The sequence below is a fragment of the Algibacter sp. genome, from assembly GCF_049667265.1.
In the GTDB taxonomy this organism is placed as follows: domain Bacteria; phylum Bacteroidota; class Bacteroidia; order Flavobacteriales; family Flavobacteriaceae; genus Algibacter_B.
In genome coordinates, this window is record NZ_JBATHX010000371.1 from 1 (window position 1) to 12,473 (window position 12,473).

Annotated in this window: 8 protein-coding genes, 1 tRNA gene and 1 pseudogene; all 10 read right to left on the reverse strand. The window is 33.0% G+C overall.

Going from position 1 to position 12,473, the window contains the following annotated elements; all coding sequences use genetic code 11:
* A partial coding sequence (locus tag WBN21_RS12895; RefSeq protein ID WP_424200915.1) for a purine-cytosine permease family protein occupies window positions 1–1,250 on the reverse strand: 1,250 nt, incomplete at its 3' end.
* A gap of 136 nt (window positions 1,251–1,386) precedes the next feature.
* A complete protein-coding gene (locus WBN21_RS12900; RefSeq protein ID WP_424200917.1) occupies window positions 1,387–2,931 on the reverse strand; it encodes a sugar porter family MFS transporter in 1,545 nt (514 codons plus the stop codon).
* 9 nt (window positions 2,932–2,940) lie between these two features.
* Window positions 2,941–4,434 carry a glycoside hydrolase family 30 protein gene (locus WBN21_RS12905; RefSeq protein WP_424200919.1) on the reverse strand — a complete coding sequence of 498 codons (1,494 nt, stop codon included), beginning with the start codon at window positions 4,432–4,434 and terminating at the stop codon, window positions 2,941–2,943.
* A gap of 436 nt (window positions 4,435–4,870) precedes the next feature.
* A tRNA-Met gene (locus tag WBN21_RS12910) sits at window positions 4,871–4,943 on the reverse strand.
* Window positions 4,944–5,081: 138 nt separating this feature from the next.
* The gene (locus WBN21_RS12915; protein WP_424200921.1) at window positions 5,082–5,264 is read right to left on the reverse strand and encodes a CPXCG motif-containing cysteine-rich protein; all 183 of its coding nucleotides are present in this window, start codon (window positions 5,262–5,264) and stop codon (window positions 5,082–5,084) included.
* 68 nt (window positions 5,265–5,332) lie between these two features.
* Entirely contained in the window at window positions 5,333–6,157 is an 825-nt protein-coding gene (locus WBN21_RS12920; RefSeq protein ID WP_424200923.1) for a leucine-rich repeat domain-containing protein, read from the reverse strand.
* 148 nt (window positions 6,158–6,305) lie between these two features.
* Entirely contained in the window at window positions 6,306–7,625 is a 1,320-nt protein-coding gene (locus tag WBN21_RS12925; RefSeq protein WP_424200924.1) for a TolC family protein, read from the reverse strand.
* Complete coding sequence (locus tag WBN21_RS12930; protein ID WP_424200926.1) at window positions 7,615–10,812, reverse strand: efflux RND transporter permease subunit; 3,198 nt, start codon at window positions 10,810–10,812, stop codon at window positions 7,615–7,617. Before WBN21_RS12930 ends, WBN21_RS12925 begins: the two co-directional genes overlap by 11 nt.
* Window positions 10,812–11,942: an efflux RND transporter periplasmic adaptor subunit gene (locus tag WBN21_RS12935; protein WP_424200927.1), complete on the reverse strand. Its 1,131-nt coding sequence runs from the start codon at window positions 11,940–11,942 to the stop codon at window positions 10,812–10,814. Before WBN21_RS12935 ends, WBN21_RS12930 begins: the two co-directional genes overlap by 1 nt.
* A gap of 78 nt (window positions 11,943–12,020) precedes the next feature.
* Window positions 12,021–12,473, reverse strand: a pseudogene (locus WBN21_RS12940) (ABC transporter ATP-binding protein); the annotation flags it as partial.

Genomic DNA, 12,473 nt, shown 5'->3' on the forward strand with positions numbered 1-12,473 from the left:
CTAAAAGTCAGGTTGCGATATGATGACCAGTAACGTGTATAGCCAATTCTAGGAAAAATTTGATGCTCTGCAAAAACAATTGCTCCCACCGGAACAACTAGTAAACCTGCATAAGTTAATAAAGGTAATATTTGTGAAAACACAAAAGGAAAACAGGCGATTACAACGGTAATTAAACCTACTACAATCGTCGTTAGCTTTCGAGAATGGTTGAAAAAAATGGCTTGGGCCGCTAAAACTGCTCTATATAAATTAGTTATTGCGGTCGTCCAGCCCGCCACAATAACAATGACAAAACCTGACCAACCAAGGGCATAGTATGCCACATCACCCGGATCAAGTTCAACAATAGATTTCCCTAAAATGACAGCAGCACCCGCACCCATAATTCCGGCTGCTATCCACGCTATATAATGACCAAACATCATACCAGTACTAGAGGCGTATGCGTAGTCCTTCTTTTTTGCAAAACGTAAGAGCGCCATATCTACTAATCCGAAATGGGTTATGGTATTCGCGGCCCAACCAAAACCTATAACTTCGACTAAGCCAATACCTGGTTTGCCATCGCTATTTACGCCTGTCCAGATACTCTGGTCACCAAGGGTCATAATATCAGCCCATCCACCCGGTAAAGTTTTATCCAAAACATCTAAAGACAAAGCAGGAAGGAGCACCATCGCACCACTCGCAAACATGACAAAGAGCCAAGGCGCACAGAGGCCAGAAAATTCAGAAACCGCATTAAAACCATAGAGCGCAATAAAAACCACAAAAATCCCTACTGCCAATACAATTAAAATAAACCAGGTGTTAGTAGGGTACCAATTAAGTTGCGCAGGAACATCAAAGGCAAAACGCACCGCAGTAGACGATACCGTAATCATCGCCGCTGAAATTACCGAAAAGATGATGACATTGGCCCAATTGTACAACTTGGTCATCGAATCACCTGCAATCTTATTCAAATAGGTATAGAGGCTCAACCGCGTATCGACGGCAATAGGAGAAGTAATAAACCTCCAACTCAGTACCGCCAAAATATTACCTATCAAAAGACCTAGGATAATATCCATCGTTTTGGCTCCTAAGGCCACAAAGGTCGCGCCAATGACAAACTCCGTCGCTGCTACATGTTCTGCAGCATAGAGTCCTGCAAAATGCGTCCAATCATGTAATTTATGTTTGGCTACAGGTAATTGTTCATCCTCTAGGTTTTCAAATTGTTTAAAATCTTCAGTTGTACTCATACTTTAGTTTGGTGTTGGAAATAAAATTCCTATAAATTTTTGTGGTGTGAGTGTTACTTTTTATCAAAATATTTTTATACAAAACTGTTTAGAATTATATAGCCTTATTACAAGACGGGTCAGTATTTTTTTTGTATTAGTCTTTAACTAATTCCATTTCTATTTGTTCTAATGATTTTCCTTTGGTTTCTGGTAATATTTTTAACATCACAAAAAATCCAATACATGCTATTGCTCCAAAAATGAAAAAGGTTAATGCGTTACCAAAATTTGACAATTCCCAAGGAAATATTAATTGCACAACCCAACTTATAAAAGAGTTAACAAAGGCTATAACACCAATAGCAAACCCACGATATTTATTCGGGAATAATTCTGAAAGCAATACCCACATTACGGGCCCTAAAGAAAAAGCGAAACATGCAATAAAACCTAAAACACCTATTAACACTAGAGTTGCATTAATATTGGTAGCGGATTCTAAAATAGCACCATCGTTTTTACCATAAACTTGATTACCTAAAATTGATTTCATTTCATTTTTAAAATCAACATCATTATCATAAACTTTATTCGCGAATATTGATAGTTTATAAGAATCGTTAAACTTTAATTCAGCAATAGATTCTTGAGTTAATTGATAAGTTGCTTGTTTGAAACCATAAGCGCATAACAATAAACTAATTGCGATACCGGCTGTACCAATTAAAAGCAAAGGACGCCTGCCTACACGGTCTATTAAATACATAGCGATAAGTGTGAAAAAAACTGTAACCGAGCTTAATAGAATGCCTGAGGCAAAAGCGGCATCTGTTCCTATTCCTGTTTGTTTAAAAATAGATGTTGCATAAAAATAAACAGCGTTTATTCCTGTTATTTGTTGTAAAACACCAACAACTAAACCTACTATTAAAACAAACCTTAGAGCTGGTTTAAATAAGTCTTTTAAATTTACTTTTTCTTCAGCTTTTATAACTGAGCCTTCTAAACTGCTTAAAATGGTATTAACTTCTTCTTCGGCTTTAACTTCACCATAGACACTTGCCAAAACTTTTTTAGCTTCTTCATTTCTGCTTTTTGTAAATAACCAACGTGGGCTTTTGGGGATAAAAAACAAGGAAATAAAATATAAAACTGCTGGAATTAATTCAACTCCAAGCATCCATCTCCAAACGTTTTCATCTGTAAAAAACGACTCTCCCGATGTATTATATTTATTAAAGTAATAGTTACTTAAAAATGCTGCAAAAAAACCAAGAACAATGTTCAATTGTTGAATAGAAACCAATTTCCCTCTGTTTTCGGCCGTAGAAATTTCTGCAATATAAGTTGGCGCTAAAACTAATGCAGCTCCAAAAGCTAATCCGCCAATCATTCGTGCTATATAAAGCATTTCGTAAGATGCAGCGTAAGCTGATAATAATGCCGAAATAGCATATAAAAACGCTACTGCAATAAGTATTTTTTTTCGACCAATAATATCACTTAATCGTCCTGAAAAAATCATAGCAATCATAGCTGCAAATGATGGCGAACTTACCACCCAACCTGATTGAATATCACTTAAATTAAATTCAGGCCCAGCATAAGACATGACACCCGAAATAATACCTGCATCAAACCCAAAGAGGAACCCTCCTAAGGATACTACAAACGCAATAAGTATTAATTTTTTAGACATTTATGGTTTTTAGTTGGATAATACAATTGTTTGGATAGAATGAGGTTTTGTTTTTAACCTAGCTGTTCTTGATTCCATGGTTAGGCTGTAATCCATGTCTTTATCACTATCGTTCATAACGATTATAACAATGCTGCCATCCTCGTTTTTAAACCCTGTGGTCAATAAATAATTAGCACTTGAAACACTTACAATACGCTTTGCTCCTGGACGTATAAATTTTGAGAAATGACCTATATAGTAATATGAGCTTGTAAAAGTTAATTCTCCTGTTTCAGTATTTCCATGAACGGGAGAAAAGCAAAAATTACCAACGTGGTTTGGCCCACCTGTTTGGTCTAAAAGGATATTCCAATCGGTCCAGGCAACCGTACCGTTATTAAAATCATTAATCATGGATTTTCCATAGCGTTCCGCTAGTTTTGGGTCGTCATTCTCTAACCTTTTTAAATCATATTTCTCATTACACCCTTCAGTAAAAATTAAGTTTTTATCAGGATATGTTTCCTTTACACGTTTTACTGCATCGAACATTGGGATACCGTCTTTCCAATCTTCATACCAATGAAACCCTGTTCCCCAAACATACTTTGCCGCTTCTGGGTCATTTAAAATCGTGCTTGCTCTTTGGAATAATAAATCACGGTTATGGTCCCATACAATAATGTTCTTATCGCCCAAACCTTCTCTCTCCAAGGTAGGACCTAAGTAATTCTTTACAAAATCGCGTTCTTCTTCTGCTGTATAAATACAAGATTCCCAACGCTGAACAGCCATTGGTTCATTTTGGATTGTTAAACCCCAAATAGGAATCCCTTCAGCTTCATAAACTTTAATAAACTTAGCATAATAATTAGCCCAAGATTGATAAAATTCTGGCTTTAATTTACCACCTTTAAGCATATTATTATTTGTTTTCATAAATGCAGGTGGGCTCCATGGGCTAGCGTACATAGTTAGCTTACCTCCTGCAGCTTCAATAGCTTTTTTGGTGAATGGAAGCCTATATATTCTATCGTGATCTATATTGAATGTTTTCAGTTCTGAATCGCCTTCATCAATATAAGTATAGCTAGCTGTTGAAAAATCGCAACTATGAATAATAGTTCGACCTAAAGAGTAACCAATACCTTTTTCTTGATTATAATACGCTTCTAAAAACTTCGATTGATTGTCTTCAGTAAGTTTGTAGAATGTTTCCGCAGCGGCATCTGTTAAAGCGCCCCCAATGCCAAGAAATGTTTGAAATTCTTTTGAAGGATCTACATTAATTGCCGAATCCGTTTCCAAAGGTTGTTTGAAATCCTCAAACTTTAAACTTCCAGTTTCAGAAAGCTTTAATGAACTATGATGAGCTGTAGTATACACTTTACTACTTAACTGATCCATATTAATTGGTTTTTCGGTTGAAAGTACTTCTACAATAGGATCTTCCGTTTTTTCCGATTTACAGGAAAATATGAATATAAATAATGCTAAAATTTTAAATAAAGGATATCTCATAAATTGTCAGTATTTAGTTCTTAAATGACGATAATATATTATTTAAAGGCAGTTGAATTTTCGTAAAGTAAATGACCTAAGTATGAAAACTTTTTAGTTCTTCTTTAACCAAAATAATATTAGCTAAAATTAGTATTTTAACAAAAGGTTGAATGATACAAATCGAGCATTCAATGATAGAGATGTTGTTTTAATTCATTATTCTAACGTTGCTCGAGGGTTCTTATATAAATTGGTTCAACATTTCCAAAAACAAACTGTTAACTAACTTACTTTTTTAGGATAGGGTGTTTCCTATTTAATAATTATAACATGAAACGATAGCAATTCATATTAATTAATCTGACTCTATCTAAACCATTGAAATTTTATACATATGTTGTACCCATTAAAACAAAAAAGCCTCTCAGTTTCCTGAAAGGCTTGATTTTTCTAGTAGCGGGAACTGGACTCGAACCAGTGACCTTCGGGTTATGAGCCCGACGAGCTACCTACTGCTCTATCCCGCGATATAATATTAAAATAATTTACTTAGCGATACTCAACTAAATTGAGCACATGCTTTCGGTTCATAATGCCGACCAAATCATTTCGGACTGCAAATATACAATCCTTTTTAATTTCTACAAGCATAAAAATATAAAATATTATTGCTCTATGTTAACTGCTTGAAACGATGTTAATTCGGAATTAACAAATTCAGGAGTAATTTGAATAGGATTGCAACAGACTTCACAATCTTCCACATAAGTTTGCCTAAGCACAGAACTATCTAGTAACACAGAAATTGTTTCCCAACAGTATGGGCAAGTAAAAAAATGTTCTATCATGTTATAAAAATAAAAAAACCATCATACAAAATGATGGCTTTTTTAAACTAACTAAATTTATAACAACATTATTCTTTTTCAATATCCATTGTAGCTGTTGCATTTTGTAATTCTAAATGCATTAACGATGGTGGGTTTTTACCCGAAACACTTATATATTCTTTGTTCAAATTATTATCACTAACCATCATAGTATTTAACTTTGTTAAGTTCATAAACTCTTTTGGTAAATCACCAGAAAACTGGTTTGTTGATAATAGCAATTCTTCTAAATCTTTTAATTGTGCTATTTCTGCAGGAATCTCACCGTCCATTTGATTATCCATCAAACTTAATTTTTGAAGTTTTGATAATGCATAAATCTCAGTTGGAATCTGCCCAGTTAAATAGTTACTTCCTAACAATAATTCCTTAAGGTTTGTTAATCCCATAATTGAAGATGGAATTTCACCAGTAAGCTGGTTACTATATAATTTTAAAGATTCTAATTTTTTTAACTCTCCTAACTCAGACGGAATATGTCCTTCAAACCTATTCATAAATAAATCTAAAGAATTTAATTCAGTTAAATTCTTTAATGACTTAGGTAAAGTCCCGTTTAGTTTATTAAAACCTAAGTTTAAAACTTTCAAACTTGTTAAGTTTCCAATTTCTTGTGGCAACTCCCCATTAAGGTTATTAAATTGTAGGTTTATTTCAGTCACTCTATCGTTTTCCAATTTCACACCGTACCACTTATCAACAGATGCATTTAAATCCCAAGTGGAATTCCATTCTGCACCATTAGTTGAGTTATACAATGCTATTAAGGCATCTTTATCAGTAGATGAAACATTAGCGAATGAATACGCTGAAACGAAGAAACAGATTGCTAGTAATTTTAATGATTTCATTTGGTTGATTAATTTGGGATTAATTCTATTACGAATATAGATACGAATTCGACTAAAAACTATTTTAATCGATGAAATACATAAAATTTTAACATTCACAAATCGGTAAACTGTTTCCTAAATAACCAAAAGGATATAATTCTTGCCCTTAAAAAGCCATATTTAAGATATCACCACTTAACTGTAGTAATTGCAGCTCAGCTAGTTTAGCCAAGTATTTTGCTTGATTTTTACTCAATTCAGCATTAAGTAGGTTAAGTTGAGCCTGTCTAAACTCTATGGAGTTCACCTGCCCAAGCTTAAATTTTTCTTGTGTCCTATCAAAATTATTTTTGGAGGTTTTAATATTTTCTATTTGAAGTCTGTAAATATTTAATTTATTTTGATAGTCATCCCAAGCATTATTAAAATCGCGCTCAATGGTTACTTGTAATTGTTCCTTTTGAATATTATTGGCTTCTAAATTTATTTTAGCATTTTTAACCTGAGTTAAGGTACTACCTCCATCAAACAAATTCCAACTTAAATTTAATCCCCCAGAAAACCCAGTATTGGTTGAAACGGCAACAAAAGAAGCCGCATTATTATTATTTTTATTCCAACCATAACTTCCAGTTAAACCAAGAGTGGGTAAATAAGCGGATTTTTGAAATTTAACTCCCAGATTATTTATCGCAATACTTTTTTCAATTTGCAACAAATTAATATTATTGATTTTAGCTTTTTCTAAAAGTTCACTTTTATTATAAAGCGAATTAAAGGCCACTTCTGTATAAACATTAAAATCTCCAGCAATTGTATTCCCTAAAACAAGATTTAAATCTCTCTTATAATTATTAAGCTGTTGTTTCGAATTCATTATGTTAATACTGTCGTTATTAATATCGACTTCAGCATTTAGCACCTCTAATTTTGTGCTCTGTCCATAATCAAATTGATACTCGGACCGAATTAATCTATCTTTTGAAATGTTGAGTGTTTTGGTTAATGCATTATTATTTTCAATAAGCTCTGCAACATTATAATATATTGTAAAAAGTTGGATAACCGTATTTTCAATAGTTTCGCGTGCTTCCAATTCGGTAAGCTGCTGGTTTTCTTTAAATTGCTTATAATTATAAGAACGACCTAAACCATCAAATAAAACATAATTTAAATCGACCGAAGCATTATATCTAGAACTTTCGGCGCCATTTAAATCTACCGGAGTCCTACCATCTGAAAATTCGTTAAAACTGTTGTTCACATTATAGGTAGCTCCAGCATTTCCATTAAGCGTTGGCAAATATCCAGAATTTAAAACACTTGCATTATTTTTTGCAACCTCAACATCTGTATTTGCTAATTTAATACCATAGTTATGCTCTAAAGCCAAAGCAATGGCTTTTTCGGGGGTAATGAGTTCTTGTGCAAATAATGTTATTTGCGAAGCCATTACTATACTTAAAAAAACAAGTTTAATATTCATCTTCTTCTTTTTGTTCCTTAATAGCGCGTTCTACTTCTTCTTTTGAAACTGTTTTTCCTGTTGCCAACCATTTTGCATTCTTTTTAATTCCATTATTAAAAGCTAAAAAGAGTGGCAAAACTAAAAGCGTTAAAACTGTTGCATAAGCAATCCCAAACGAAATAGAAATAGCCATAGGTTTTAAAAATTGGGCTTGCCTGCTTTTTTCAAGTAAAAGTGGCGCCAAACCAGCAACGGTAGTTAACGAGGTTAAAAAGATGGCTCTAAATCTAGATTTTCCCGCTTCAGAAAGTGCTAAATCAAATGTCATACCTTCTTTTAAATTCGAATTAAATTTACCTATCAACACCAATCCATCATTCACCATAATACCTATTAAAGCAATAATTCCTAAAAGTGATAATATGTTTACTGAAAAACCTAAAATCCAATGGCCCCATGCTACTGCAGTTAAACTAAAAGGCACTAATAGTATTAATAAGATGGGCTGACTAAAACTTCTAAAAGTGAAAGCAATAGTGATATAGATTAGAATCAAAATTGGTATTCCTGCTTTGGCAAGGGAACTCGTTAACTTATCTTTTTCTCTATTTTGTCCTTCAAACGAGGCCGAAATTGTTGGATATTTTGATTTAATTTCTGGAATTACATTTGTTTTAATATCATCCAAAATATCGGTAGCACTTGAACTTGGGTCTTTTAAATCGGCTGATACTTGAATTTCGCGTTGCCCTATTAAATGATTAATAGCCACATCACCTCTTTCAATAGAATAAGTTGCAATATCTTTTAGAGTTACTCGATTTCCTGAAGGCGTAACAATACGCATATCGTCCAAATTATTTATAGATTCTCTATTAACCCTATCGTATCGCACCCAAACTCGAATTTCATCTTGTCCGCGCTGAAAACGTTGAGCTTGGGTACCGAAAAAACCAGCTCGCACTTGCGACATCACTTGACTTAAATCTAAACCTAATAAATAGGCACTTTCTTTAAGCTCTAACCTAATTTCTTTAATTCCAGCAGGGTCATTATCTTCAACATCCTTCAATAACGGATTAGTTTGTAAAACTTTTTTCAGCTCTAACTTGGCAGCTTTCAATTCTTTAATATTATTACTTAATAAAGAAACAGACACAGGACTACCACCAAAATTACCTCCAGATCCAAATATTAAACGTTCCGTACCAACTATAGGACCAACAGCTTCTCTTAATTTATTGGCAACCAAACTAGAATTTATGGCATCTGGCCTTTCTTCACCTGGCAACATATTTATATTCAGCCTGGCACTCGATGAACTCGTTAAATTTAATATAGTATTCTCAAATAATTTTTTACCAGTACCTTTTAGATATTCTTCCGACAGTTCCTCATTTACCAAATAGGATTTTTGCTCTATCATTGAAATAATAGAATCGGTAATTTTTTCGTTTGTTCCATTTGGCATATCCAACTCCACCGAAACCCTATCACTAGCTACACTTGGAAATAAAGTAACTCCAATAATACCACCACCAATAGACCCGAAGGTGAGAATTAAAAGAGATACAAATATTCCTAATGAGAGAAATTTAAATTTTAAGACAAAATCTAAAGTCGGACTGTATAATTTATCTCGTAAAAATGTCATAATACGATCTCCTACTTTATTGATGATTCTCATTTTAGAGAAAAATTGCTTCATCTTAGTGGGGTTCTCTTCCTCAATTGGCTTTCGAAGCGCTTTTGAGTGTGCCAAATGTGCTGGTAAAATAATTAAAGCTTCAATTAATGAAATGACCAGAGTTAAAATAACAATAACAGATACTTCACTAAAAAACTCACCAATTCTACTATCTAAAAAGAGAAATAATGAAAATGCTAAAAGGGTTGTAATTATAGCAGAAACAACCGGAGGAATAACCTCCATAGTACCATCAATGGCTGCTTGTTTTGGTGATTTTCCTTTTTCGTAATGTTGATATATATTTTCGGCGATAACAATACCATCATCAACCAAAATACCAATTACAATAATCATCCCGAAAAGCGACAATACATTAATAGTAACGTCAAACTGACCAGCAAAAATAAACATCCCTAAAAATGAAATTGGCAAACCGAATGCTACCCAAAATGCTAATCGTGTATTAAGGAATAACGACAAGAAAATGAGTACTAAAATGATACCCATTATGGCATTTTCAGTCAATAATTGGGTACGCTGATTTAATGTGATTGATAAATCTCGAACCACATGAAGTTGCACATTATTATGACTTTGATTATACCCTTCAATATAAGTTTTAACCTTATCAGCAGATGATATTAAATCCTCATTATTGGTACTTGTAATACTAATATTTACAGCTAATTCACCATTAAAATAACTAGCATTTGGTGTTTCAGAAAAGCGATCGCGAATTACCGCTACATCTTTTAAACGAACTGTTTTTCCTTCATTTGTTGCTTTAACAATAATATTTGACAGCTCATTACCATAGTAAGAACGGTTATTTGCTCGTATTAAATATTCTTCAGCATTGGTTTTAATATTACCACCCGTTACTAAAATATTTGATGAACTTACAGCTTTCGAAACATCTGAAAAACTAATATTATAAGCCAATAAACTAGCTTCATTAATAGCAATTTCAATTTCTTCTTCAGGATAGCCAGAAATTTCTATCTGTGATATGCCATCAATAGCTCTTAAATCGTTTTCAACTTGACGACCTAATTGTTTTAAAGTTGTTAATGGTATATTTTCGCCACTTAAAGCGAAAGAAATGGTTTCACGAACCTCTTCCCTTTTAGCCACTATCAAAGGTTCCATACCTGTTGGAAACGACGGCACTCTATCGACTGCATTTTTTACTTCTAAAAGCATAAAATCGATGTTTTCACCTTTTTCAATTTCAACAGTTATAGTACCACTATTTTCTCTTGAAACCGAAGTGACTCTATCAATTCCTCTTAATCCTTTAAGGTTATCTTCTATTTTAAGAACCACACCCTCTTCAATTTCTTGAGGAGAAGCTCCTGGATAAGCAACACTAACCGTAATTATTTTAGAATCTGTTAATGGAAAAAATGAAGATTTTAACGACAATACGCCAATAATTCCAAAGGCGAAAAATGCCAATATAAAAACATTTACTGCTACGTGATACTTAATAAAATAACTGATTATTTTTCTCATTATTTATCAGTTTTTATGCTAGTATTATCAAAAGGTTTAACAAGCATCCCGGCGTAAGCACCTGGAACTGATTTTTTAAGAATAACTGTACCATCAGGAACTTCCTTTAAAACAACTTTCGTATCTGAAAAATATATTGGTTTTGCAGGTATGACATCCAATAAACTATCGCGAATAATAAAAATTTCTTCATTCTCCGACAATAAATTACGGTCTATTTCAATGGCATTTGGTTCCGATTTCACATTTAATTCTGCTTCTAAATACATGCCTTCCTTTAACGTTTCATCCTTAACATCAATATAAGCCGTTATCGTTTGCGTAGTGGCATCAATATTCCCATTTACACGAGATACAATTCCTTTATAGCTTTCCGTTTTATCTAGATTCGTAAGTTTTACAGATTCGCCCACTTTTAATAAACTCGCATAACTTTTACTTAAAGCTACTTCCATTTCATAGACTGATGGATCTATAAATTCACCAAGTTTTTGACCACTCCGAATTAATGTGCCTTCCGTTACTAAAGCCTCAGTTAAAATACCAGAAAAGGGAGCAGAAATAGTATACTTGGATAAGCGTTGTTCTAAATTTTTAACATTGTAATAGCTAGATACAATACTACGACCTGTAATAAAGTAGTTTTCCTTATCTGAAGTCATTTTAGGTAGTTCAGGGGTTGATTTGCTTAAATCAAAACTATTAAGATAATTTTGCCATTTTTGAAAAACTTCAGGAAAATCTAATCGCAAATCTGGCATAATTGCAGCTATGGCATTATACAAATTACTTTTGGAGGATTGTACACTAGCATAATACTCAGCAGCATCTATCCTAATTAAACTTTGCCCTTTTGAATATTTTTGACCAGGTTTAAAAAGGGTATTTGATGTTTTAAAAATTCCTTGTACCTCTGAATAAAGTTCCACGCGTCGTTTAGCAACCAAACTGCCATTTGCAGGAATTACAATTTGAATGGTACGGTTTTTAACAGTATCTGTAAATACTGTTTTTACTACTTTTTCTTTGACTGGTTTTGGTTTATGTTTATCTGCAATAAGTTTTTTTGCAAATAAAAAAGACAGCACTATTATTAAAATTCCAATTACGGAAAGTATAATTTTACGCATACTTCTAGTTTTGATTTTAAGACTACAAAACTAGGCTTTAGTTTAAAGGTTCAATGTTAAAGAAAACCCAAAAAACCTTTAATTATCGAAGTCCTCAATTTCCAATTGAATATCCTCCCATTTTTTCATATATTCTTGCAAATGGGTCTTCTTTTTTTGGTAATCATCAAAAAAGTTGGGTTTGGAAGTTATTTCTTCGTAATTAATTTCAAGTTCTAAATCAATCTTCTTTATATCCCGCTCAAGCTGATTAATTTTTGACTCTAAATTACTCAATTTATTATTTAAAGATTTTATTTTTTTCTGATCTTCGTATGACTGCTGGTTTTTAACCTTAGGGGTTTCTTTTACCACCGTTCGTTTTTCAACCTCTCTCAAGTTTTCAACCTTACGTTGCTCTAAATAATAATCTATATCCCCTAAATATTGTTTCAGTTTATGGTCTTTAAATTCATAAACAAAATTTGTTAAACCCTGTAAAAAGTCACGATCATGCGAAACCAATATTAATGTGCCTTCAAATCGTTTTAA

Bases quoted from the DNA above. Each gene is read 5' to 3' on its own strand.
- WBN21_RS12900 (WP_424200917.1), bottom strand. From the start codon at position 2,931: ATGTCTAAAAAATTAATACTTATTGCGTTTGTAGTATCCTTAGGAGGG.
- WBN21_RS12905 (WP_424200919.1), bottom strand. From the start codon at position 4,434: ATGAGATATCCTTTATTTAAAATTTTAGCATTATTTATATTCATATTT.
- WBN21_RS12915 (WP_424200921.1), bottom strand. From the start codon at position 5,264: ATGATAGAACATTTTTTTACTTGCCCATACTGTTGGGAAACAATTTCT.
- WBN21_RS12920 (WP_424200923.1), bottom strand. From the start codon at position 6,157: ATGAAATCATTAAAATTACTAGCAATCTGTTTCTTCGTTTCAGCGTAT.
- WBN21_RS12925 (WP_424200924.1), bottom strand. From the start codon at position 7,625: ATGAATATTAAACTTGTTTTTTTAAGTATAGTAATGGCTTCGCAAATA.
- WBN21_RS12930 (WP_424200926.1), bottom strand. From the start codon at position 10,812: ATGAGAAAAATAATCAGTTATTTTATTAAGTATCACGTAGCAGTAAAT.
- WBN21_RS12935 (WP_424200927.1), bottom strand. From the start codon at position 11,942: ATGCGTAAAATTATACTTTCCGTAATTGGAATTTTAATAATAGTGCTG.